This window comes from Peribacillus phoenicis, assembly GCF_047238085.1.
Taxonomy (GTDB): domain Bacteria; phylum Bacillota; class Bacilli; order Bacillales; family DSM-1321; genus Peribacillus.
This window is the reverse complement of record NZ_JBDFMF010000001.1, coordinates 1,607,097-1,632,521: the sequence shown is the minus strand read 5'-3', so window position 1 is coordinate 1,632,521 and position 25,425 is coordinate 1,607,097. Positions and strand designations below refer to the sequence as shown.

At 37.1% G+C, this 25,425-nt stretch carries 23 protein-coding genes and 1 pseudogene; 8 read left to right on the top strand and 16 right to left on the bottom strand.

The annotated features are described in order from the left end of the window. Positions 1-420: 420 nt before the first annotated feature. Positions 421-588, top strand: a complete 168-nt coding sequence (locus ABC374_RS07905; protein WP_413016865.1) for a hypothetical protein — start codon at positions 421-423, stop codon at positions 586-588. 616 nt (positions 589-1,204) lie between these two features. On the opposite strand, the gene ABC374_RS07900 is transcribed toward ABC374_RS07905, so the two are convergent. Next, complete coding sequence (locus ABC374_RS07900; RefSeq protein ID WP_413016863.1) at positions 1,205-2,107, bottom strand: aldo/keto reductase; 903 nt, start codon at positions 2,105-2,107, stop codon at positions 1,205-1,207. Between the two features lie 273 nt (positions 2,108-2,380). Further along, entirely contained in the window at positions 2,381-2,662 is a 282-nt protein-coding gene (locus ABC374_RS07895) for a PTS sugar transporter subunit IIA (RefSeq protein ID WP_350302840.1), read from the bottom strand. 114 nt (positions 2,663-2,776) lie between these two features. On the opposite strand from ABC374_RS07895, the pseudogene ABC374_RS07890 reads away from it, so the two are divergent. Next, positions 2,777-3,064: pseudogene (locus ABC374_RS07890) on the top strand (DUF6434 domain-containing protein); the annotation flags it as partial. 234 nt (positions 3,065-3,298) lie between these two features. Further along, positions 3,299-3,571, top strand: coding sequence for a ribbon-helix-helix domain-containing protein (locus tag ABC374_RS07885; RefSeq protein WP_350302151.1), 273 nt, complete (start codon positions 3,299-3,301; stop codon positions 3,569-3,571). A gap of 327 nt (positions 3,572-3,898) precedes the next feature. On the opposite strand, the gene ABC374_RS07880 is transcribed toward ABC374_RS07885, so the two are convergent. Then, positions 3,899-4,324, bottom strand: coding sequence for a VOC family protein (locus ABC374_RS07880; protein ID WP_413016861.1), 426 nt, complete (start codon positions 4,322-4,324; stop codon positions 3,899-3,901). A 203-nt stretch (positions 4,325-4,527) separates the two neighbouring features. Here ABC374_RS07880 and ABC374_RS07875 point away from each other — a divergent pair, with 203 nt between their 5' ends. Then, positions 4,528-4,875 carry a potassium channel family protein gene (locus tag ABC374_RS07875; protein WP_101221618.1) on the top strand — a complete coding sequence of 116 codons (348 nt, stop codon included), beginning with the start codon at positions 4,528-4,530 and terminating at the stop codon, positions 4,873-4,875. Between the two features lie 224 nt (positions 4,876-5,099). On the opposite strand, the gene abc-f is transcribed toward ABC374_RS07875, so the two are convergent. The 7 genes from abc-f to ABC374_RS07840 form a co-directional block, all read right to left on the bottom strand. Beyond that, positions 5,100-6,728 (bottom strand): ribosomal protection-like ABC-F family protein, encoded by a 1,629-nt coding sequence (gene abc-f / locus ABC374_RS07870; RefSeq protein WP_413016858.1) that lies wholly within the window; start codon positions 6,726-6,728, stop codon positions 5,100-5,102. Between the two features lie 453 nt (positions 6,729-7,181). Beyond that, positions 7,182-8,051: a cation diffusion facilitator family transporter gene (locus tag ABC374_RS07865; RefSeq protein WP_413016856.1), complete on the bottom strand. Its 870-nt coding sequence runs from the start codon at positions 8,049-8,051 to the stop codon at positions 7,182-7,184. Positions 8,052-8,255: 204 nt separating this feature from the next. Further along, on the bottom strand, positions 8,256-9,251 hold the full coding sequence (locus ABC374_RS07860) for a sensor histidine kinase (RefSeq protein WP_413016854.1): 996 nt from the start codon (positions 9,249-9,251) through the stop codon (positions 8,256-8,258). Then, the gene (locus ABC374_RS07855) at positions 9,248-9,919 is read right to left on the bottom strand and encodes a response regulator transcription factor (protein WP_413016852.1); all 672 of its coding nucleotides are present in this window, start codon (positions 9,917-9,919) and stop codon (positions 9,248-9,250) included. Before ABC374_RS07855 ends, ABC374_RS07860 begins: the two co-directional genes overlap by 4 nt. An 18-nt stretch (positions 9,920-9,937) precedes the next feature. Further along, entirely contained in the window at positions 9,938-10,903 is a 966-nt protein-coding gene (locus tag ABC374_RS07850) for an alpha/beta fold hydrolase (protein ID WP_413016850.1), read from the bottom strand. Positions 10,904-11,047: 144 nt separating this feature from the next. Further along, the gene (locus ABC374_RS07845; RefSeq protein ID WP_413016848.1) at positions 11,048-11,599 is read right to left on the bottom strand and encodes a dihydrofolate reductase family protein; all 552 of its coding nucleotides are present in this window, start codon (positions 11,597-11,599) and stop codon (positions 11,048-11,050) included. 72 nt (positions 11,600-11,671) lie between these two features. After that, entirely contained in the window at positions 11,672-12,517 is an 846-nt protein-coding gene (locus ABC374_RS07840; protein WP_413016846.1) for an aminoglycoside 6-adenylyltransferase, read from the bottom strand. A 209-nt stretch (positions 12,518-12,726) separates the two neighbouring features. Here ABC374_RS07840 and ABC374_RS07835 point away from each other — a divergent pair, with 209 nt between their 5' ends. Continuing rightward, on the top strand, positions 12,727-13,053 hold the full coding sequence (locus tag ABC374_RS07835) for an antibiotic biosynthesis monooxygenase family protein (RefSeq protein ID WP_413016844.1): 327 nt from the start codon (positions 12,727-12,729) through the stop codon (positions 13,051-13,053). Between the two features lie 548 nt (positions 13,054-13,601). On the opposite strand, the gene ABC374_RS07830 is transcribed toward ABC374_RS07835, so the two are convergent. Together ABC374_RS07830 and ABC374_RS07825 are read right to left on the bottom strand one after the other, a co-directional pair. Then, positions 13,602-14,153: a GNAT family N-acetyltransferase gene (locus ABC374_RS07830; protein ID WP_413020293.1), complete on the bottom strand. Its 552-nt coding sequence runs from the start codon at positions 14,151-14,153 to the stop codon at positions 13,602-13,604. 148 nt (positions 14,154-14,301) lie between these two features. Continuing rightward, entirely contained in the window at positions 14,302-15,066 is a 765-nt protein-coding gene (locus ABC374_RS07825; protein ID WP_413016842.1) for a class I SAM-dependent methyltransferase, read from the bottom strand. 418 nt (positions 15,067-15,484) lie between these two features. Between ABC374_RS07825 and ABC374_RS07820 the strand changes: the two genes are divergently transcribed. Further along, positions 15,485-17,269 carry a laminin G domain-containing metallophosphoesterase family protein gene (locus tag ABC374_RS07820; protein ID WP_413016840.1) on the top strand — a complete coding sequence of 595 codons (1,785 nt, stop codon included), beginning with the start codon at positions 15,485-15,487 and terminating at the stop codon, positions 17,267-17,269. Positions 17,270-17,421: 152 nt separating this feature from the next. Here the strand turns inward: ABC374_RS07820 and ABC374_RS07815 are convergent, their stop codons facing one another. From ABC374_RS07815 to ABC374_RS07805, 3 genes are all read right to left on the bottom strand, one after another. Continuing rightward, entirely contained in the window at positions 17,422-18,318 is an 897-nt protein-coding gene (locus ABC374_RS07815; RefSeq protein ID WP_413016838.1) for a DMT family transporter, read from the bottom strand. 404 nt (positions 18,319-18,722) lie between these two features. Further along, entirely contained in the window at positions 18,723-20,075 is a 1,353-nt protein-coding gene (locus ABC374_RS07810) for an APC family permease (RefSeq protein WP_350302137.1), read from the bottom strand. Between the two features lie 53 nt (positions 20,076-20,128). Further along, positions 20,129-20,932: a carbon-nitrogen hydrolase family protein gene (locus ABC374_RS07805; RefSeq protein ID WP_413016836.1), complete on the bottom strand. Its 804-nt coding sequence runs from the start codon at positions 20,930-20,932 to the stop codon at positions 20,129-20,131. Between the two features lie 191 nt (positions 20,933-21,123). Between ABC374_RS07805 and ABC374_RS07800 the strand changes: the two genes are divergently transcribed. Next, positions 21,124-22,398 (top strand): sigma-54 interaction domain-containing protein, encoded by a 1,275-nt coding sequence (locus tag ABC374_RS07800; RefSeq protein ID WP_413016834.1) that lies wholly within the window; start codon positions 21,124-21,126, stop codon positions 22,396-22,398. A 22-nt stretch (positions 22,399-22,420) separates the two neighbouring features. Then, complete coding sequence (locus ABC374_RS07795) at positions 22,421-23,218, top strand: carbon-nitrogen hydrolase family protein (protein WP_413016832.1); 798 nt, start codon at positions 22,421-22,423, stop codon at positions 23,216-23,218. 345 nt (positions 23,219-23,563) lie between these two features. Here the strand turns inward: ABC374_RS07795 and ABC374_RS07790 are convergent, their stop codons facing one another. Continuing rightward, positions 23,564-24,976 carry a DHA2 family efflux MFS transporter permease subunit gene (locus ABC374_RS07790; RefSeq protein ID WP_413016830.1) on the bottom strand — a complete coding sequence of 471 codons (1,413 nt, stop codon included), beginning with the start codon at positions 24,974-24,976 and terminating at the stop codon, positions 23,564-23,566. Positions 24,977-25,425: the final 449 nt, after the last annotated feature.

Genomic DNA, 25,425 nt, shown 5'->3' with positions numbered 1-25,425 from the left:
GGTGGTGCTGCATAAGTATCGTTAGTGATGTCGTATGATTTGTTATTTATTTGAATACTATTGGTACCGGGAATTCAATCAATGATTTGAAGTCCCTCTTTTACCGGTATAGGTTGTCGGTATAATGATCTCCAAAATCACTAGAGACTGATAAATAACCTTTTGTATGTGTATCTTTTTTAGGTACAGTTGTTGTTTTTAATTGGTGTCATTGTAAACGATGACATGAACTGGAATCATTGGTTTGGATGAATAATCAAGTATACCATGGGTATCATAGCGACTTTGTAAACAGGAATCCTTATCCTCTTCGAATAAAAAACATCTCCCCGACAACTATTGAAGTACCATGAAGTATGACTACGCATATTGGTTAATATTCTTTTTTGAGGTACATTCGGAAAAGAATGAGGTTTTAAAGTGGAATTGGTCGGATGGTCGTTCGAATACAAAATTATGTGGTTTGTGTTTCATCTTGAAGAAATTGAACAACAACACCCTGATTGGCAGCTGCAATGTACCAGTCTTTGGTTATTGACTTCTAAACAAATGAATAATCAACATACATGGGAGCACTTTCCAATTTAAGATATGGTTGCTTCTGTCTCCTTCATTAGCACCCTCCTATAATTCTACAATTTTCCTCAAATGGAATTAAGGAAAGTATAATTCGACCCATGAAAAATAGGAATAGGCCAAAAGATTAGTAGGTATAAAGAACTATATTTTTGAACATATATTAAAAAAACATCATCATAATAGGTATAATTATTCTCACTAACAATTTTACTTTATAAAACTTGTTTACCCATGGATTTTTATCGAATGGAGAAATTGAATGACTCATAGAGTAGACTTTACCCTTGATTTTGAAGTTTTGCCATTTACAAGACATATTTCATTTAATTACTTACAATGATTTTTGAGGTATGTCTTCGTTTAATAATATATCAGTAGAACATTTTTGGTGGGAATTCGGTTAAAAAAAAGAGGGTTATTTGAAGTTTTATTCATAAAAGGGATAAAGATTGATGTTCCTGTCGTTCGCTTGATTAGATAGATTGGTCTTTGGGGAATTTTTGGAGAAATGTCATGAGAGGTTTGGTTAAACGTCTACAACTGAGTTGATTCCCAATGATTTTTCACGCAAAAAGAAAAGACCCCCTCTTGGAAGTCCCATTCTTTTTGTTCAAAGGTCTGTTTATTAGGGAATATCATGTCCCATCGAGCTTGTTAAAATGTTAAACCATTGCTCTTTTTCCATGCTTAGGTTTAGTGAATCAATGGCGCTGTCCAGTCTTTCTTTCTTACCGGATCCAACGATTGGAATGATTTTTGCGGGATGTCTCAACAGCCATGCATACATCACTTCATCTATTCCATTGGCACCGATTTCTTCTTTCACGATTTCTAACGTTTTTCTTAAGCGGACAGCCTTTTCATTCGACTCCTCAAAAATGCTTCCTCCTGCAAGCGGTGACCATGCCATTGGCGCCACGCCCATTTCCTGACATGAGTTCATGGTTCCGTCTTCGAAGTTTTCAAGATTATATGCAGAAAGCTCCAACTGATTCGTCACAAGCGGATATTCTAGATAAGATTGAAGCATATCCCATTGCGGTTTTTTGAAGTTCGATACTCCAAAGTTACGGACCTTTCCTGATTCTTTTAATTGATTAAACGCCTCAGCCGTTTCCGCAGGGTCCATCAGGGGATCCGGACGATGAATAAGTAACAGATCAATATAATCCGTTTTAAGATTCATAAGAGATTGATCAACAGACTTTATGATATGGGCTTTACTAGTGTCATAATGGTGACTTTTATGGGAAGGACGGTTTTCTGATTTAAGAACTATGCCACATTTCGTAACAATCTCCATTTTATCGCGTAAAGATGGCTTTAATGAAAGTGCGTTCCCAAAAATCTCCTCACACGTATAACTGCCATATATATCGGCGTGATCATATGTAGTGACGCCCCGATCCATTCCGTGTTCAATAAGAGATAGGATTTCCTCGGTAGAAAATCTCCAATCTGCCAATCTCCACATACCGTGTACAATGCGTGAAAGACTAAGATCTTCAGTTAGATTGACTCTTTGCATGTTTTTCTCCCCTTTTATAACATGATTGGGCTTGCTAATTAGTTGTTTGTTTTTCTATCATGACTACCCTTCGTTAATCTGTTACAGCATCAATTGCTGCTGCCATGAACCTTAGTATAATTTAAAATTTCGGAGATTCCTAATCTTGAGTGACCCTTTCATGCCATATTTTTTGAGCTTAGGTTCATGAAGAAATATATCGCCGCCTTCTCGTGCAAGTTCACACGTTATGAACATAAGAAAAAGGCTGCCGCAGCAACCTCTTGAATATTATTAGTTCCTTTGTGTTTTCTCATGTAATTCCACGATTTCTATCGCTAAATCTTTTGTTGTCATGGAAGTCATCAAGTGATCCTGAGCATGGATCAAGAGCATTGGAATCTCGAATTTCTCACCATTCACTTCTTGTTGATTCAATGCGGTTTGGATTTTATGTGCCGCAACGATTTCTTGTTCCGCTTCCTTTAATTTATCCTGGGCATCGCTTGATTTACCTTGTTTTTGCAAGGCGATGGCTTCCATTGCACAGCTGCGGGCATTCCCGCTATGGAGAATTAATTGAAATGATTATTCAGAGAGATCCTCTTTCGTTTTCGTCATATTATCACCCCTTTTGATAGTATGTTATTTTGATATTAATTGGAGGGCCGTACGCAATACTTCCTTAATTTTCATTTTTCTACCTATATCCAAAACTATTTTAAAAACAACATCGGAAAAATATATCGTGATGTAGTAGATGCTTGGTATAAAGAAGAAGAGCGAAAGAAAGACCCATCGTACAAGAAAAATATTGCTCCTCAATTTGAATACAATAAATTTATTCGTGATTTTTTTGCTGATCCTAATAATCAAGGGAAAAGTCGTGAAGAAGCGATTGAAGCCTGGAACAAAATCAAGAAACTCCCAGGAAGCAATAAATATATGTCTAATAATAAGTCTTTTAAGCACAACTAAACATTTCTATTGACATTATTTCGACGTTCATAAAACGCTATTTGTTTCCTTATTTCAAGCCAACAGAACCAGTTGAGATTTATCCAAATATTAAAACCAAGACTTACTAATGCGTTCAGGAATTTATCTCCTAAATAATGCTTCTTTCCAATTCTGTACAAGCCTACATACATTTCCCTACACTAAATTTGTTTACCCTCAATTAAAGGTATATGATAGATTAAAAGACTGAAGGTGGAACGGCCTATCAATTCTGAAACGCGAAAACCAATAAACATTACCCTCAATCCGTACTTGACTAATAGACTCGCTAATTTGGCTGAAGAAAGAGGTATCCCCATCGAAAGACTGATGGATAAAGCGGTAGACTTGCTGCTTGAATACATGGAAGACAATGAGACCGTTAATCAGGTGAAATACAGTAATAACGAAGCGATAGAAAAGAATAAAGAAATGATTGCAAAAAGTAGAGAATTCATTAATAAAAAACAAGCACTTAACCCCTAGGTAAAGTGCTTGTTCATACTTTAGGCAAACTCGATGAAAATCGGGTTTGTCTAGTGTTTTTTATGGCTTGTACAATTTGGACGTTGCTTTCCACTCCAGGCACTCGCTTTCCGCGGGCGGTCCGGGAGCCTCCTCGGCTTTCGCCTGTGGGGTCTCCCGTAGACACGCTGTTCCCGCAGGAGTCTCGTACCTTCCGTTCCAATCAACTTTGTTTTAACCTTTAGATAGAATCCTTTTGCCTAGAGTCCTTTTAGAAATATTAAAACTTGAGGTGATGTTTCTAAAACATGATTCTATTCAGCAAGATCAACTTGAAATGGATCACATTCATGATTCTGTGATGTCCCACTGCGGGTTCCAAACGACCTCCCAAAGGTGTCCATCAGGGTCTTGAAAGTGTGCAGAGTATCCTCCCCAGAAAGTGTCATGTGCCGGATCGGTTATGATTGCGCCAGCTTTTTTTGCTTTTTCCAACACAATATTCACTTCCTCTTTACTGCCTACATTGTGACCAAGGGTAAATTCAGTAGGACTTGTCGGAGACAAAGGAACCTTGGCATCATGAGCTATATCCCTGCGACTCCATATGGCAAGCTTTAGGCCTTCTTGCAGGTCGAAAAAGGCAACGGCTCCATGCTCAAATTCCTTGCCCACTATCCCTTCTGTTTGAAATCCCAGGCCATCCCGATAGAATTCCAGCGATTTTTCCAAATCATCCACACCTAATGTAATGACAGTAATACGTGGCTTCATGATTGTCCCCCTTCTTACTTAGTTTCTCCTTCTATTGTTTACCAACGCTTCTAGTCCAAATCAGATCAAAATAAACAGGTTTCTTTGTCAATCTAAACTGAATTCCTGTATAGTAGAATGATTAACAGATCAAGCTCGAATATCAGGATTTACTCATTCACTTTACTTAAAATGTAATGAACCGAAAGGAAATTCGATTACCAATGATTTCATTTATCCTCACCTTGAAACGTTTTCTAAAAGCGCTCTGGTCCGCTTTTAAACTGAAGAACTTCCAGGTTCTTTTCGTCTTGGTCCTCGTTATGTTATTTTCCGGCACGATTTTCTATGTTAAGCAGGAAGGTCTAACTGTGATTGATTCCCTTTACTTCTGTGTTGTTACTCTTAGCACGGTTGGGCATCCCAGTTTTGAACCGCAGACAACATTAGGAAAAGTGTTTACAATGATTTATATTGTAGGCGGCACCGGATTATTTATGGGCTTAATAGGATACCTAGCATACGCAATCATAAAGAAACCGGAAAACGAGAGCAACAGCAGCAAAATCTGAATGCATAGGAATGCTTATAATAATTGGCATTCTTTTTTGATTGGTGTAAATACCCCTTCTACATAAACTCGGTTAATTTTAACATTTGTCATCTTTTTTTTTCATTAATTTTCACTAATCCACTTTGTTGGTATTTTAAGTGTAAAATAACTCTCTCTACTTTGACCGCTCTTTATCAATCAAAAGGCCCCTCTCGATTGAGAAGGGCCTTTTATGGGTTGCACTTAATCTTCAAGTTCCTTTTTCTTGTTCAAGAGTCGAAGGTATTCCCTATCCAATTCCTCCTTTTCCTCTTCCTTCACAACACTGGACAGTTTCCCAAGTGTCTCGATGATTTGCACTTCAATCATAAGAAGTTCAGCCTGTTTATCTTGATGATCATCCTTACGTTTGGACGATTTTGTTGCTTCCTGATTGATGGCACTTACTCTCGGAGGTTCATCTTCAAATGAAAGTGAATGCGTTGCAAGCGATTGGATCAATGAACGATCATGAGTCACAAAAACGATGGTTCCTGGATATGCTTTTAACACCTCGGTTAAAGCCTCTTTAGTATGAATGTCCAGGTAATTTGTAGGTTCATCCAAAACCAGTACATTATAATTTCCCAAAAAAACTTTAGCTAGGGAAGCCCTGACTCTTTCCCCACCGCTTAAAAGTGATACTTGTTTGTGAACGTCATTTCCTTTAAAAGCTAATCGTGATAATAGCGTCCGAATAAAAGCCTGATTGTAGGGACTGTCCTCCAATATATTTTCAAGAACCGTTTTACTTTCATTCAAATTTTCTTGTTGTTGTGCAAAAAATCCAATCTTTGCCGGCTTCGCGACATATAAATCTGGGTGCCTTTCCACTATCTTTTTCAATAATGTCGTTTTTCCTGAACCATTTTGACCATTGATGGCGAGTCTGCAAGCTAGTTTGACATCTCCAAAAATATGTTGCTTCAGCACCCTTGAGCCAACTTTCAGGGAACAGCCATTAAATCGAATGACCCTTTTGCTATGCAAAGATGGAAATTCTGAAATATCAAAAATGATAGGAGGATCTTCCCTCGGTTTTTCTTTTTTTGCTAATTTTTCGATCCGAGTTTCGATCGCTTCGGCAGAACGGTTCAATTTCGCCTTTTGTTTCCCGGAGCTCCGTTTATGCAGCCTTGCTTCTGAATTACCCATTCGTGTAGGGGCTTTCCTAATTGAATCGGATTTGGCTTGGAGGTTTTGTGCAGCCTGTTTCAACCGGTTCTTTTCACGGGTATACTCTTCATATTGCTTATTTTCCTTTTCTGTTTTTACTTGCTTTTGTTTGATATAAGCTTCGTAATTCCCTTCATATACAGTTACCTTGCCTTGCTCTACTTCCCATATTGTTGTACACAGATGATTCAGGAATGCTTTATCATGTGAAGTAAGCAAAATAGCTCCATTAAAAGATTTTAAATCCTTTTCCAATTGTTCAATTCCGGATATATCCAAATGACTCGTAGGTTCATCCGCGATCAATACATCCGCATTGGAAGACAGAGCTGCGGCGATTTTTCTTCGAGTACGTTCACCGCCGCTTATGATTTCTTGATTTTCATCTGGCAGTTTCCATATGCTCGTTAATATACCGCTTATTTCTTGTTCAGTTTCTTCTATTTGCGGGATATAGCTGACTGTTCCATAGCTCTCGATATGACCGGAATCGGGTTCCCTCACTCCCGCAAGTATAGAAAGCAGGGTCGTTTTACCTTCTCCATTCCTGCCAACCAAACCAATACGGTCATTACTGTAAAGATGAAGTGTATCGACGGAAAGAACTTCACGGCTCCCGTAGCTTTTCTTTAAATCATTCGCTTTTAAAAATAACATAAAAAAATCCCCCTCCATTTTTCTAGAGAGAGATCGCCTGCTACTAAATTAATATACATAAACCAAATATACCTCATCTGCTTTGATAACAGAAAAAGTAGTTGTATATGAATTAGTACCTATAAACGAACAGACGTATCCCATCTCTAAACATAATCATTAAAAATCTCACATGGGTATCTAAAAAGATTCTTGTTCAAATGAAAAAGTGAAATCACTTGACTTACCGATAAAACCAGTAAGCAAAAAAAGTGACGCGTATTTTCATTGAAAATATCTAACCGATAACACCCAATGAAATTGATTTAGATTTACTGTTTATTTGATAAGATTACTGCTTCATTGTATAAGGTACCTATTCCTTCCAATGTAATGAATTAATGATTGCATATTATTCATATGTTTGTAAAGCAGATTTATACCCCTTTTTAGTTAATTCATAAAAAGAGAAAATTAATTGGGCTCTACATGGACATGAACATCATACACTCCATGATCTTTCATCATCACTTTTTCTACATGTGTCGCTATATCATGTGCTTCTTTAATATCCAAGGTAGAATTGACAAGGATCACAACATCAATCACTTCATTATTCCCGTAATTTCTCCCTTTAATTTCTTTTATCCCCTTGACTCCATCGACATTTGTAATTACATCCTTATATAGATGAATTTTATTTTCATCAAATCCGTCAGAAAGTTCATGCGAGGCTTGAATGAATATATCCCATGCTGTTTTGCATATTAATAATCCAACAATGACTGCAGTAAGGGGATCCAGCCAAGGCATGTTTAATTGGGAGCCGAAAATCCCTATAGCTGTTCCGATACTTACCCAAGCATCGGAAATATTATCTTTCGAAGCTGCCATAACGGCTTTACTGTTAATTTTCATAGCAAGCTTTTTATTATATCGGTATACAAAATACATGGCTATTGCTGATAAAACACCCACATACCCGGCAATAATGTCAGGTGATTCCTTTCCACCTTTAAGCATGGAACCAACTGCATCTATCAATACTTGTACACCAACAGCAAACATGATAAATGATGCTACCATCGATGCAATCGTTTCACTTTTCCAATGACCATAACCATGATCTTTATCGGGGGGTCTTTGAGCTAGCCTTAAACCGATCAGTACGGCAATGGACGCAATAATATCAGTCGTGTTATTCAAACCATCCGCTTTCAAGGCCGCTGAGTCGCTTATGTATCCGATAGCCAGCTTCATGATTGATAGACAAATATAAGCAATTATACTAATGATTGCTCCACGTTCGCCTAATTTGAGGTCATTATATTTTTGTTCTTCCATTCAACTTCCCCCCACAATTAAGTACCTGAATATCATATCAACTTAAAAATGGGTGGGTCTATAGCAACCTTTTTGTATCGCTTTATATAAGTAAGTGATAGATAACTATGTTGCATATGGCAAACTATCTGAATAGAATGATATTGATGAGTCCCTGACAAAATCCCCGGATGTATCCCCGCAAAATAACGAAACAAGTGAGATCTATATCGTATTTTCGACAGTAAAACAAAATAACGTTCCGCTTTCATTTGATTGCAAATTATATTTTATATGAAGTGTCTTAGCTATATCCTCGATTATTTTTAAGCCAAGCCCCTTACTACTATCGATATCGAAACCAATTCCATTATCCTTGATACTGACCACGTTATTTTCAATGGTTATCACAAGTTTATCAGCCTTCGAATGGTTCAATACATTTTGGAAAACGTTATCGAATAACCTTTGGAGCCACAAGTCATTACTCATCCATTCCAACTCTCCATTTAAAGGATGATATATTAATTCAATACCATGCATGTTATACAAATAGGCCCATTTTTTAACCATCATTTCTATTAAATCGTGCATATTCACTTCGTCATTTAAGATATAAGAATTATCAAGCGTATCTATGGATTGAATATTATACTCATTTGTTAATTCGGAAATATAATTTATTTGTTGATATAGTGATTGTAATAGTGGAGCTTGATCCGTATATTGACCTTCTAAATAGAATAATTGTAATCTTACTGCTGTTAAAGGTGTATTGATGTCATGCCTTAATTTATTTAAGAGTTCCTTTTTCATTTCTCCTTGTTGCTTTAGTTCCAATTCCCGATAGGTCGTTCTTTCAATTAGTAAGTTCACCGATTTAGTTAATTTTCCGAGTTCATCATTGCTATTGACCTCTAATTTATTCGGAATCTCCTCATCACTGGCTAAATTCCTGATGGTTTCATTCAATATATTTATTTTATTTAATAGCGAGTTAATAGATTTGGAAAATAAGAAGGCTAACAATAATAGTGATAAAATAAATACTCCCAGCATTGTAGGATATGCAAAAGATTCATGAAAAGGAATGTCACTATTATTGGATTTAAAGGCCATATCATAAATTAGTGACATAAGGATACTGATTAACAGCAATATAAATGGCACGCTAATAACGGCAATAAATAACAATAGCTGGTATTTTTTCTTTAATTTCATTTCTTTATATAGGTATTCAATCTATACCCTTCTCCATATATATTTTGGATGATCTCTCCCGTGTTATCATTGATTTTTGTTCTGACTTTTTTTATATGCACATTAATGATATTTTGATTCCTATCTTCGAGCTGCCATAAATATTCAAAGAAATGTTCTTTCGTTAAAATCCGATTCCTATTTTCATATAAATAGAAAAATATTTTACGCTCTATCGCAGTAAAAACCACTTCATTATGCAAGGCATTATTGAATACCTTTTTATGTTCGGCATCAATATATAAATGTTTAATTTGTGTGAAAGTACCATATTGATTTTCCAGCAATTTCTGCATTCTTAGTAATAGCTCCCTGGGATCAAAAGGCTTAGTCATATAATCCTCACCAATTGTCAAACCTTGTAGTTTGCTATCCATATCATTTCGGGCGGATAGAAAAATAACCGGAATATTCAATCCTAGACTTTTTACTTTCTTTGTAATTTGATAGCCATCATCTCCTGGCAGCATAACATCCATAATGACTAAATCCATCTCATGGATTATATCGATAATATCTTTTCCTTCTTTCATCCAACATACATTATACTCTTCGCGCTGCAATATACTTTTCAATAAATCACCAATCATTAAATCATCTTCAACAATTAAAATATTATATCTTTTCATAACAGGGCCTTTCTATATTCATTTGATAAATTCCATGGCTAGATCATATATTTCATCTGGCACGTATAGATAAATGCTGTGCGACCCTTTCAGTTTTATTACATCCGCTTTTAATAGTTTCTCTGCAAACTCCTCATAATCTTCATTTTTTTGTTTTGTATATTTCGAATTTTTATTTTCATCGGCAATCGCATCTAAAAATAAAATGGGTGTTTCTTTTGGAATCGGCAAGTTAACAGATTTTTTACCATTATTGTAACTATGCAAAAGCTCTTGCTCCATATCATCATTAAAAAACTGTTTATATGATAGTGCTTTATACATTTCTTTTTCATGGTCAGTCAAGAATGATTGCCGAATCACTTCGGGATTATAAACAGCAGAAGGAACAAGACGGTGCAAACCCATTTTCGTTAAAATATTCACTCCTCTTACTGTCAATGAATCAACCATGCCCATTTTATGAGTTACATATTGGTGCGGTAGACCAATATCCAAAGCAATAATTCCCTTTACTTCGCTTGGGTATTTTTGTGCCCAGTAAATAGCTTCAATACCTGATACTGAGTGTGGAACCAAAATATAAGGAGGTTTATTCCCACTTTCCATTAACGATTTCCTGCTTTGTTCCAATATTACATCAATATCCCTATCATCATGAAAAACATCACTGTATCCATATCCTGCTCTTTCAATGACTGCAATCTTATTTTCTTTTGCAAACTTACTATATAATCCTTTCAATTCATAAACGGGAGCAGCAATTCCGGAACCGGACATAAAAACGTATGTATCCTCCCCGCTTCCTTCCGTATATACATTAATTTCTTTGTTATTAAAATCAACGGATGTTCCTACGCTAATTAATGATGATTCCTTGCCCTTTTGATAATTATGATAAATAAAAACAGCTAATACTACAAATAAGATAATAGCAAAGAAGGTAACAAATATATTCTTTGATACTTTTAATATTTTTCTCATATAGAAAACTCCTTTCAAGTTATACTGAAAGGATATAAGTTAAAAATAAATTTCTAATTAATTTTCTTTGTGAATTTTCAATAAAGAAAAATTCACCTTTTATTGTTCATTGATTTGCATTAAAAAAGCTGCGTCAGCGCAGCCCTAAGTATAAATAATATTATATGTCGGTTTAATCACACCGTTTGAATATTGTTTCATTTCAACTAAATCCAATTTTAGACTTGGCTTAACGCTGCCGAAAAGAGGGATGCCTTCACCGATTATGACTGGATTCACTTTCAGCACCAATTGATCAATGAGTTTATGTTTTAATAACGTTCCAGCCAGTTCTCCGCCCCCGCAAAGCCATAGCTTTCCGTCACTTTGCTGTTTGAGGTTTTCTATAAACGCAACGGCATCTCCTTCGATAAGTTCTACCTCTTCATTCGATTCAAACTGAAGGGAGCTCGAGAATATATAATGTTTCAAACCCTTATAACCTGGTTCACCCGGTTTAGCTCCGAATTGAAATCCAAATTCATATGTTTTACTTCCCATCAACACCGCTTCATATTGCTGGATATCGGATAAAAAGTCCGGGACATGATCTCCTTCAAATAAGAAAAAAGAATGATTGATATCCCCTTCCAACATTGCTTGGTCGGCAATGAAATTGTCCAGTGAAATGGCTACATGATATACCAACTCTGCCACTTAGTCATCCCTCCATAACTGATTACATAATTCACACGAACAACAATGTTCCATAATCTTTTGTAAAAGGCATCAGATAGCCATATCCAATATTCTTTTGATATGGTCTTCATTTGTTTCGACACCCACTTGGGTACATAGGTATTTATTTAGTCTAAGGAATTCTGGGATCATATGTCTCAACGTTTTAATAATTTCATTCGGATTGCGGCCACAATCCCAACTTTCCAACAATGATAATTGCTTTCCAGCTAATTTACTTCTATTGCCCTCGATTTTTGTCCATGCTCCATAGGGGACATCCATATGTTGTTCCATTTCCATATACCAACCAGACACAATCAGCCACCGTATCCTATCAAGATTGGATAGTGCATATAACATTTCTCTTCTCATAACGGCCCTGTAGGTTTCATGGACAAAAGCAAGCAGCTTTCCTCTCCAATGCTCAACTTCATCAGGTGTAGGTTTATACACTTTCTTTGCCGATTCCTTAATAACAGGACTCATTATATTAAAAGGATCATAGATGACTTCTACCTCTTTTAACCAGATGGAGGGAACAATTTCCTCAGGTGCATGATACCAGCTATCCACTTTCACAAAGGTATTATAATGAGTGACGATATACGGTGAAGAAGGATTGCAGTCTTCGTGAAATGAAACATTTCCCCAGTTATTGGCTCTATTCCTTTTTTCCTTTAAAAAATCTGCTTTACGTTTTGGAATAACAATAGTGTGCAAATCTATATCCGAGTAGTTATCATCGTTTCCTTTTGCTAATGAACCGGCTATGTAAATAGCCAAAACATCAGGATCTGCCGATAAATCTTTTAATGCATTTTCCAAAAGAATATCGCGTTGTTTCGGTAAAAATGCATCTCTTTCTATATGTTTGCTAACGAATCCCGCACACAAAACCATCTCCTTTTTTTGTAAAACCGTCAAAGTAATATATATTCGTGAATTAGAATAAAATCCCTTCCGTAGAAATTCCAAGTCAGTGATATATACTGCTTCTTACCTCCTTGTTTTCTTTGCTGAGTACCCGCTTTACCGGGCATCTATCCATGCTCTTGCCGATATGATATTATTTTGAATATTAAGTTAAAAGGAGGCATCATTGCATGTTTTTTGCAAATACTCCCGAACCGCCCTATTACGCTTGTATTTTCACTTCCCAAAGAAGCGATAAGAATGCCGCAAGCTATAATTCAACCGCTGAATTCATGGATGAACTTGCCGCTCAACAAGATGGCTATTTAGGAGTCGAAAGCGTAAGAGATCAAAACGGGTTAGGAATTACCGTATCCTATTGGAAGTCCTTGGATGCCATTAAGCTTTGGAAGGAAAATGCCGCTCACAAAAAGGCACAAGAAAAAGGTATGAAAGATTGGTACTCGTCATACACTACCCGAATTTGTAAGGTTGAAAGAGATTATACCAGCAAATAAGGAAACTGAAATTTATGAATTTTCAGCTATAAAAAAAGACCGCTTTTACTTTTTTGAGGGTTTGTAAATTTGAACGTTGATTTACATTCCAGGCACTCGCTTTCCGCGGGCGGTCCGGGAGCCTCCTCGGCGCTCTTTGCGCCTGTGGGGTCTCCCTTGGACGCGCTTTTCCCGCAGGAGTCTCGTACCTTCCATTCCAATCAACTAGAATTTTTTTACATTAGGCTGTTCATCCCAAACCATGTTCAAGACTAATTTCCATTATTGATTTTTACTGTTTTATGAAACACTTATTAAATTGAAGAAATTTACCATACTCCTGGTGAGTAACTGGCAGATACCAAAGACGCTTGCGGATAGAACGTTTTTTAAACTGAAGTCAAACTAGCTTTCTATTGAGTTTGTCTTCAGCAAGAGACCGCTAAAATTCCCTTAAAAATTATTAATCATTCCCTCAGTAAAATCGTAAAAGAGCTTCGTGTGCGAGCATTCCGAAACCCACTTTGTCTACAAACAGAGACCGCTTTTTAACCGGTCTTCACAATGAATTAGAAGGTCACTAAATCCTCTTTTATGAGTGAGTACATATATAAATCATCGAATTTGCCACGGGTAAATTCATAATGCCTAAGAAGTCCTTCTCTTCTAAATCCTTGTTTTTCCACTAGTTTTTGGGATAAGTGATTATCAGGTTCAATTAAAGCTTCAATCCTTTCCAGCTGAAAGTGGCGATAACCATACATAACAACGGCTTCCAATGCTTCACTCGCAATGCCTATTCCCCAATGATCTTTACTTAATTCATATCCAATTTCAGCACGATGGTGTTTGGTTACCATATTCAGAAAACCACAACTTCCTATAACCTTACCGGAATCTTTTAATGTAATTCCCCATCTAATTCCCGAACCTTTTTCGAATATAGATTCGTACCATTTAATTTCATCCCATACATCATTTACTGTCTCAAATGGATCTAACCCCATTGGCTTCACCACATCTGTATCAGATAGATATTTGAACATGTCACCCGCATCTTCCAGTGTTACTTCCCTTAATATCAATCGTTTGGTTTCAATAACCGGAAATACCTTCTCTATCCAATTTCCCTCCTCCAAACTCCCATTTTCTTATTTAACTATTTAATCATTACCTATTTAAAGTCGATAATCAACGCTTAATTGTATAGAAAATTATGATAGTAAATAAAAAGGCGTCCCAACTTTCGTAGAAACGCCTTTTTTTCGTTTATTTGATTCCTTCATTAATAGAATTATTTGTTTCCTTTACTGCTGAAATGATTAAAAACATGGGCCTTCGATTTTCATCTTTCATTTCAGGAACACTTTTTAACATTTCATCAGAAGGCATCGGTTCCTTTACTGCTTTAATGCTGAAACCAGCACAAATTAAGTCATTCATATATGTTGAAATCGTACGATGATACTTTACTACATCTTCGGTTAAGAAGGTTGTTTCTCTCACACCTTCGGATTGATAGTTGTCAACTGGCCAATGCAGATGATTTCCGTGATCATCGTCATACCAGGCTTGTTCGTTGCGAGAAGTAAAGATTGGATGTTCAACCGAGAAAACAAAGGTGCCTCCGGGCTTTAAACAATCATGCACCTTTTTGCAGATCGCCTCATATGACTCAATGTAATGAAAAGCCAATGAACTGATAACCACATCAAATTCAGAGCCGGAAAAATCGATGTCTTCAATTGGCATTTTAATATATGAAATACAAGGGTCATCCGTTTTCTCACGTGCTCTTTGAAGCATATTGTCAGAAATATCCACACCAACGACGGAACTGGCATGTTGCTCTCGGGCAAATCGGCAATGCCAGCCGAAACCGCAGCCCAAATCAAGTACCCTCTTATTATGCAGATTTGGCATTAGCTCTTTTAATACATGCCATTCTCCGGCAGCTTCAAGTCCTTTGACTGATCGTGGCATCTGCTCATACCCAGAAAAGAAATTTGCATCATCATATTTGTTTTGTTTCATATTCAAACATCTCCTATTATCAAGATAGCCTCCTAAGATTCATACCACATCTATTACAGGAGGCAACTATCTCCTTCTCACCATTTTTTTCACCTCATTTTCTTGATGAATCACTGTCCTAATACTAACACACTGCTTTTTTATCCTACATCTCCGTTGTTCGTCGTATTGATCTCTTTGTGGTCTATATCTTGATCTCAATAAGTTAAATCGTTCGCTTTAGGTCTTATCTCCTAATGTCTTTTTTAGGAGTAAGACTTTTTTACTCATCCTTAATAAGTTAACGAGAAGATAAGCAAACTATACCATATTGCAGCTGTACGGAATCTACCTTGGCTTAGTACGCTAAAAATTAATCCAGGTAGTAAAAAGGATAAATGTATATCGCTTAATCAAAATGTAATGGGGTGAATGTTTTATGAGAATGAAAAAAGCATTAATAGGTCTCTCACTCTTATGTATGATTGTTCCTGGTATTGCCAAATCGGCTGATTCCATTGCTGAAAATAATCGAAGCAATATCGTGGCAAATTGGAAATTCACAAAACAACATGTTAAAAGCGGTTCAATCGATAAAGGTAATTTAATTATAGAAGATACAAGCAAACATGGAAATGATTTAGAGTTAGTGACGATAGGAGACCCTGCATCACCCGAATTAAAAAATATGATTCAATGGTCCGAAGAAGATTATTATGCTCAAGATGAAGTTGATAGCTTGAAGTTCGCTAATTACGAAAACGCCCCTGCAGGAAGATATTTCAAGACCAAAAAGGATGCACCTATCAATTCGGAGAATTTCAATAAGGGTTTTACCATTGAAACGGTATTTAAGATGCCAAGCGATTCCAAGAATGTCATGGGGCTTTTTTCTAGACAAGGACAGGCAGCAGATCTTAATAAAATGGAAGGCGAGAAGAAAACCCTTTCTGCTTTAACTGTATCCAGTGATCAAAAAATCCACTGGACAAGCCATCCATCTAATTTAAATTATAATGTAAGCAATTGGTCTCGATCATTAAATGCTGATGAATGGTACCATTTGGCGGTTGTTAATGATGGTAACACGACGACTCTGACTCTGAATGGCGTCAGTGATTACGGAAAATCGGAAAAAGTAATCGGTATTGCAGCAGTTATAGGGAAAGGCTGGAACATCGGAGCATCTGAGTGGGGAAATAAGTTTAATGCACTATTCAAAGGGAATATCCAGCAAATACGAATTGCTAATAAGGCTTTAACTGAAAAAGAATGGCTTGTACAGGATGCTCGTGACGATGAACCCTTTGAAGGATCAAACAAATCCTTCCCCATTCTATCGAATAAGAAGAATTATAATTTCCTTTTCGTTCCAGATACCCAGAAATATTCAAGCCAAAATCCTGAGATTTTCAATAGCCAAATGAACTGGATTTCCAATAACACCAAGAAGAACAATATTATCATGAATACATTTGTTGGGGACATTGTCGATAGTGATTCAGAAAAACAATGGCAGAATTCACTCAGAGCCATTTCCCATTTGGATAAAAAGGAAGTTCCATATATGATGGCGGCAGGGAATCATGACTATGCTGACGGAGATCCTTTTTTAACACATTATGGGCCACAGCGTTTTATGAATAAAAAATACTATAAGGGTTCGTCTCCCTCTGGGTATAGCTCATATGCAATCGCTAAGGCAGGCAGTTATGAATACTTAGTTTTAATAGTGGATATGAAAAATCTGCATAAGGACTTGGAATGGTCAAAAAAAGTTCTAGAACGGCATAAAGATAAACCGACAATCCTCGTCTCACATGATATTATTTTTCCGAAAGTTAAAGATGATAAAACCATTGCCGTCGATTCGTCTAATGGCCGGCTGATTTGGGATGAACTTGTAAAGAACCATAATCAAGTGTTCATGACGGTTAATGGACATTTTTATGGAATAGCACATCGGGTAAAACAAAACTCAGCAGGAAATGATGTCATTCAAATGCTGGTCAATTACCAAACGAATTATCGAGGGGGAAATGGCTGGCTAAGACTTGTAGAATTTGATGAAAAGAAAAATGTATTATTATTCCGTACCTATTCCCCTTTTGTGGACGAAATGTCCAAAAAAGAAAAATCCTATATCGATTATAAATTTTTAACAGGTGAAAATAATTCATTTAAATTAGATTGGGACTTTAAAAAAAGATTTAATTTCAGGTAATTAAAAGAGGCGGAAAAATCCAATTCCCCAGGTGTATCTGATTGACCTCATCACCTGGGTGAATTCCTTTTTTTGGTGTCCTACTATTTGTTGATGGATAAAAGTTCACTCTTCACGATGAATTTAAAATGCTACGATTTTTCAAACAACTATCATGCTGCTTTTTTCATCACTGATTTATACTTTCCGAACCCATTAACAACAAGAACCCCTAATATCGCAATTCCGCCGCCAATGACCGAAAGAGTACTAGGTACTTCCCGCAGCCAAACCCAAGCGACGAAAATGGCAATCACAGGTTCAAGGTATAACAAACTGGAAACGGAACTGGCTTTTCCTAATGATAGTGCGACTGCCCATGTTACATAACCGATGGCAGCAGGGAAAATACCAACAAAAATGGCTGATAAATGACCTTCCATCGTTGCATGTTGAATTTCTTGAAATAGCCCAGGTATAAATATTAAAAAGGGTATTGTACCGATCCATGTGAAATACGCTGTCAATTCAATCGGATTATAACGGCTGAACAATGGCTTTTGGAAAACAAAAAACACTGCAGAAGCAATAGCCGACATCAGCACTAAAAATGCTCCTTCAGAAATATTCAGGGAAGGTCCTGCAGTACCTAAAGTTATTAAGGTGATTCCTGTGAACCCTATTCCTAAACCAATCCATCCGAATAGGCCGAGGCGTTCTTTTAAGACGAAAGCAGCAATGATCGCGATGAAGACAGGTGCTGAACCAATCAGCATTCCAGCCGTTCCCGCCGAAACTGTTTGTTCCCCGAATGTCACCCCAATATGGTAAATACTAATACCAATAAATGCAAGGATCGATATCCTCAACAAATCCGCTTTTTTCGGGAGTCGAAATTTCACCCCAGGCCATAGAGCATAAAGGAAAAAAATCCCTGATGCTATAAGATAACGAACAAGTACCAAATGGCCAGCTGAATACCCGCCATGTAAGCTTGCACGAATAGCAGCGAATGTAGATCCCCAAATAATAACTGTAATTGATGCCAATATAAATGCCTTCGTGTTCAAAACCTATTCCTCCCATACCCATTCACTATAAACTGAAGGTATCATGGATATGGGAGAACTTCAATAAATTTTCTATCTCACTGTGAAGTGGAACAGTCAGATAAGGTTTGGCAAGGAAATCCTCATACAAAGTTGAATCATGTTTGAAAATCATGTTTACCTTTTCAAATATTTTGTCGTCAAGAATCCTAGTAATTAACTTAAAGACGATAACTCAGAATTATATTAACTTATCTTGTTTTCTTTATCTAAATTGAAAGTACTATTTACTTCTACCCTCTCCTATTTTGAGATAGATAGCTTAAGTCCCTTTTTAAAATCAAACATTTCGGGCTAGCTTAAAATTAACAGGAATTAATAGTTTTTACGAGTTTATAATAAAATCATCACGCATAATTTAAAAATTAAACTGCTTCTTCAGCTTCATCAAAATTTATTTCAGGCGGTTGCTTTTTAAAAAAGTTTGTTAAGAACAGCAAATAAACAAAACCGATAGTTGCCCAGAGGCTGCCCAGTAGTAAAGCGTTCTTATCCAAGTTGAAAAACAACCAAATATCAAGGGAAGCTCCGATGCCAGGTAAGAGAAAATAAAGTAAAAAATGTTTCCCTCTGCGTTTTTTTCCTTTTACATAATAATGGGCAATGACTGAAATATTCACAAATATAAAAGTAGCAAAAGCTCCAAAGTTAATAAAAGAAGTTGAGGTCGTTATATCAAAGGTCAAGGCTAATAAAGCTATACAGCCAATGAAAAATAAATTAAACACTGGTGTACGGAATACTGGATGAATATATCCGAAAAGCTTTTTTGGAAGAACAGAATCTCTTCCCATTGCAAGCATAAGACGAGCCGCACTTGTTTGAGCTGTTAAACCGGAAGCAAATTGTGCAATGATTAATCCCGCGAGGAAAAGGGCACTAAAAAAATTCCCACCAATTAGTTTGGCAATCTCAAAAGCTGCGGAATCAATATTTTGAAATTCAGTATAGTGGGGAAAAACAAGGTAAAGAAAGTAAGAGGAGATGATGAAAATCCCTCCACCGATAAACGTAATGAGCAAAATTGCTTTTGGAATTGTTTTTTTCGGATTAATCGTTTCTTCGGAAAGAGTGGAAACTGCATCAAACCCTAAAAATGAGTAGCAGGCAACAGAAGCTCCTGCAAATAATAGGGAGAAAGATGTTTCACCGCTCATAAATGGCTCCATAGAAAACAGGGTTCCTACTCCAGTGCCTTGGATAATATTCAAGAAACACAAAACCAGAAATAGGACAAGAACAAGTAATTGAAAAACCATCATTAAAAGGTTTACATTCTTCATCACTTTTGTTCCTATTAAATTTATTGTTGTGGTGAGAACAATAAAGGCAACGATCCATACCCAAGATGGAACAGATGGAAAAACGGCGTTCAAGTAAACGCTTCCTATAAGCCAGATTACCATTGGCAAAAATAAATAATCCAATAAAACGGACCAGCCTATAAGAAAGCCGAGTTGCGGGCTAATTGATTTCCTTGTATACGTATAGGCTGATCCTGAAACTGGATAGGCTTTCACCATTTCACCATAGCTGTAAGCAGTGAAGAGCATGGCAGTTAAAGCAATGATATACGCAACAGGTACAAGGCCTTTTGTTAGCTCAGCCATCACTCCGTATGTCCCAAAGACAACCATCGGTGTCATGTAAGCAAGACCAAATAATATAACATGCGACAATGTTAATGTTCGTTTAAATGAAACTCGATTCTTTTCCATTTGAAATCCTCCTTTTCGTTTAAATAGCCTTGTTCTTTTAGATGAGACCGTTATTAAGATCGGGCGGACGTTTGATGTAAATCAGTCAATTTTGAGTAGATTTGTTTGTTCACATTGCCAATATAATTTAACCGGGGATCTTTTTTTGGTTTTAAGTCAATGGCCGCGGAAACAATACCTTCGTTATCCTTCGCATCAGCCATCACTCGGCCTGTATGGTCAACAATCATGCTGCTACCGAAAAACTCTAACTCTTCTTCTCTACCAAGTCTGTTACAAATTGCAATAGGTATTTCATTTTCAATTGCCCGGCTTTTTAAGAAAATGGATTGTGCTTCTTCATATGGTTTCATATTGGCTGTCGTAATAAAGAGAATTTCAGCTCCGCTTGTTCGTAAAATTCTTGCCACTTCCGGAAATTCAAGGTCATAACAGATCATCATCCCTACTTTTCCAAACTTGGTAGAAAAAACGGGGTATTCCGTTCCTCTTGAAAAATAGTCCGTTTCCGTATGGAATAAATGTGTTTTTCTATACTTTCCGAGAATGACTCCATATTCATCAATATAGAGAACTGATATAAAGTAAAACTCATTTTCTCTTTCAGGAAAGGAAAGAACCAGTGCGAGCGACAACTCTTTGCAAACTGCCTGTAATGAACGAATGCTTGGACCATTCTCCTCTTCCGCAAATTTGCTAACATCCTCTTTTAACAGATAACCTGTCAAAGCCAACTCCGGAAACACAATCACATCGGCCCCTGCTGTTTTGGCTTCCTTCATATAGGCTACTATCTTTTGTACATTCGCTTGTTTATCTTTTAGCTTTGGTTTGAACTGTGCTAATGAAATTTTCATTTGAATCACCCTTTCTACTTTATTAATTGCAATTATTGTGCCAATTATTGAAATATTGATTTATTAAACGATGAATGCTTTAATAATAGAAAAATGATGAATTTTATCATTAAAATAGACAAAACTTTATTATTCCGATGAATTTTTTCATCAAGATGAATCTTCGCATCATTGAAAGGAGTGGGCAACTTTTGGATCAAAAGAATAGTTTTAGCTGTTTACTAAATGATCAGGGGATGATTATCAAGTTGTTTGGGGATTTGAGTAAAGTGCTGGATGAAAGCAGCCATCTGCTTGCAGAAGGAATTAACTTTACCCATGTGAAATGGCAAGACCTTTTTATTGGAGGATGTGACCTGAAGCAAGACGTTCAGCTTCTTCAAACTCTTCAGGGGACAAGTGTGATCGTTCATTCCCTTTCACTTCATGATCCTTTGAAGAACAACAAATTGGTTACCTTTATTAATTTATCGAGCGTTAATTTGTTGGTCTCCCAGCGAAAACAACCCTTTTCCGAGTTGATTATTAATTCCCCGTCCATGCAAAAAATTATTAATATCATTGAAAAGGTATCTGATGTGAATTCTACCGTCTTGCTGCTGGGAGAATCAGGAGTTGGCAAAAGTGCGATCGCCAAACTGATTCACCAAAAGAGCACAAGGAATAAAGGTCCTTTCATTTCCATCAATTGCAGTACACTGCCTGAAAATTTGGTGGAGTCTGAACTGTTTGGATACGAAGCCGGCACATTTACAGGCGGAAAAAATAAAGGGAAAACAGGTTTGTTTCAAGCAGCTGAAAAGGGGACCATTTTTCTTGATGAAATAGCAGAATTACCGCTGAATGTTCAGTCTAAATTGCTTGATGTTATTCAGGAAAGTCGAATTCGGAAAGTGGGAGGGACGACGTTCCAGATGATTGATGTCCGTCTCATCGCAGCAACAAATAAAGACCTTTCCTCTTTAGTCCAAAAGCAACTGTTTCGAGAAGATTTATTTTATCGATTAAACGTAATTCCATTAACTATTCCGCCTTTGAGAGAGAGGAAAGAGAGCATCCCGGAACTTGCTCAAAATTTCTTGCATAATTTCAATCTGAAATATAACCGAAACTACATGTTGGATAAGCAATTGTTGGAAGGGTTTATGGATGCTGATTGGCCAGGAAATGTCAGGGAGCTGGAGAATACAATAGAAAGGCTTGTGGTTACCAATTTTTCAGTCTTAGATACGCCATCACATGATGAAAGTAAGGAAAGTAACCTGCCTGCTTTCACCTACAATCCTAATCGCTATCGGAACTCCGCTTCCTTTTCTTCGTTAAAAGAAGCAAAAGAGGCGCTCGAAAAGGATCTGATTTTACAAACTTACCAGGTCTTTCAAAACACATATAAAACAGCTCAATACCTACATGTTGATCAATCAACGATTTCAAAAAAGCTAAAAAAATATAATAGTGAAAATTGATCTAACTATAGGAGGAAAGTAAATGGCCAGGACACTTCGTATAGCACTTGCCCAATTAAAGTGTGAACTGTTGAATAAAGGATACAACTTGAAAAGATCTATAGAAACGATAAAAGAAGCAAAACAAAAACAAGCGGATTATGTCCTCTTTCCGGAATTGTTTTTAACAGGCTATATTATGAATGAACAAATCAAAGAGTTAGGAGAAACAGTCGAAGGAGAAAGCGTACAAGCAATTTGTGCCTGTGCGAAAGAGTATCAGATAGGCGTCATCTTTGGATTTCCAGAAAAACAAGATGATTGTCTATATAACTCGGCTGTTTTCATTAATAAAAACGGAGAGATAGTCGATGTGTACAGAAAAACGCATCTTTATCATGAAGAACAAAAGCACTTTTCATCAGGAGACCGCTGTGTGGTGATTGAGGCTCCGGAAGGCAGGTTCGGTTTATTGATCACATATGATCTCGAGTTTCCTGAAATGGCGCGCTTGCTGGCACTGCAAGGAGCTGAGATCATCTTTATTTTGTCTGCCAATATGGTTCCTTACCAAATATATCAACATGCTTTTGTTCATTCTAGGGCCATTGAAAACCATCTATTTACTGCAGTTACAAATAAAGTCGGATTGCATATTGATAACATCTTTTTTGGGGAAAGCCAGGTTGTCGCGCCGGATGGGAAAACAATATACAAGGCAGATAACAATGAAATACTGCCTGTCGTTGAAATTGATTTGGAAGAGAGCGAACGGTCGAAAGGAATTTTGAATTATTTGTCCAACAGAAGGCCGGAGTTTTATCGCGGTCATGGTTTATAAGCTAAAGACATTTTGGGTCACATGTTAAAAAAGGGCTTTATTGATTTACTAAAAGCTCGTATTCTCACATCAATTTAACTTTTAACAACGCCGCCCCTGGAGGCTTTCCCTCCCATGCCGTATCATGCCTTCGTCATGGTAACTCATGAAATAAAAAAAGATACTGAATCCGCACTGGAACCCTGAGAATAAGCGGGATTTGCGAGAAAATCGTATTAAACTGAGGGAGTTCAATAAGAGGAGCGAGTCTGGCGGCGAAAATAGGATATTTAATTTAAAAAGAATCACAAGTAGATAAATCTATATTGTGATTCTTTTTAAGCTTAAAAACTCGAATTAAAATATTTAATTCTTCTCTCCTATCTCTTTTCCTGCTGATTTTTGATCCTTTATTTTAAAAGAAATGAGGAAGCTAATTAACGAAAGTACAGCGACGACAATAAATGAGATTTGCGCGCCATACATATCAGGATGTACTATCTCGGGACGCTGCTGAGCATTTTCGGTAGCTGATGTCATCACAGTAACAAGTATTGCTGTACCTACAGATGCGGCAATCATTTTCATCGTATTATCCATTGCTGCACCATGGGCGATTAAACGTTTAGGCAGCTGGTTTAAGGCGGCCGTTGAAACAGGCATCATAACCATGGCTAATCCGAACATCCGAATACTGTACATTACCATAATAAATGTAAAACTTGTCGAAGGACCAACATCCATAAAAGTAAAGGAGGACGCGGTAATGAGGAGTAATCCGCCAATAACCAGCCACCTGGCCCCAATCCGGTCAAAAATACGTCCAATGAACGGGGACATTATTCCGGTAATAAGTGCTCCAGGGAGTATCGCTAATCCAGCTTCAAAGGCAGTAAATCCTCGCATGTTTTGCATAAATAGAGGGATGAGCGTTTCGGCACCAATCAGCCCCATAAAGGTAATGGCTCCAATAATAATAGCAATCGGGAATAATGAATACGTGAACACCCGGAACTCCAGCATTGGATGCTTCAATCGCAATTGCCTTTTGATAAACCATACAAGTGAAATTGTTCCAATGCCTAGGGATATGATGGTACTCCCGTCTGTCCAGCCATAATTACCAGCAGCTGTAAATCCGTACAATAATCCACCGAAACCTACGGAAGATAAAACAATCGAAAGCACATCCACTTTTGGCCGTGTAACTTCTGTTACATTTTTTAAAGCGAAGAACGCAACTATGATATCAATAATAGCAATTGGAAGTATGATAAAGAATAACACCCTCCATGAGTAGGTTTCCGTAACCCAGCCCGACAAAGCGGGCCCAATAGCCGGCGCGAAGGAAATGACCAGCCCGACCAGTCCCATGGCTGCACCCCGTTTATGAACAGGGAAAATCATTAGGAAGACTGTCTGCATTAACGGGAGCATAATTCCGGCTCCGCTCGACTGAATCATCCGTCCTAGCAGCAGCATTCCAAAATTTGGAGCTAGCCCCGCTACCAATGTACCAATAGCAAAAATCCCCATCGCGGAAAGGAAAAGCTGTCTGGTGGTAAAGCGCTCCAGTAAAAACGCGCTAACAGGGATCATGATCCCATTAACCAGCATAAAAACGGTAGTTAGCCACTGTGCACTATTTGCCGTAACATTCATCTCCTCCATTACAGGAGGAATGGCGGTAATCATTAATGTTTGATTCAAGATCGCAATAAATGTACCCGCAAGCAAAAGAGCAACAATTGTTGTCTGTTTACGATTTGTTGAACTCAATTATGGTCCCCCTTTACGATTTGGAAAAAACATACTTTTGTAGATTACACGAATTTACATCAGATTTCCAGTAATTTGCTGTTAAAAATAAATGCAATAAAGAAGGCATATTCAAAGTAGTTTTGCTGAATTTTGTACTCTATTGAACGGCGCTCTCTTAATAGATCCATAAATGGTTTAAAAATTAAATATATGATAAATAGTCCAGGATTTAATTATTAAAGATATTTCCCCACCTACATCTAATTCATCTTGTTTATTTAGCTTCTTCTTTTTATAAAGAAAAAGATCAAAGAGGGCGAACTAGTCATCTGAATGATTTGGTCATCCTCTTTTTTGAATAACTACTACTAAAACAAGAATTATAATAAACTCATTTAAATTCACTAGTATTGGTTTGAACTGTTTGGCTCAGAAGATAATTAGGTCTTTACCACGGGTAGGTTTTA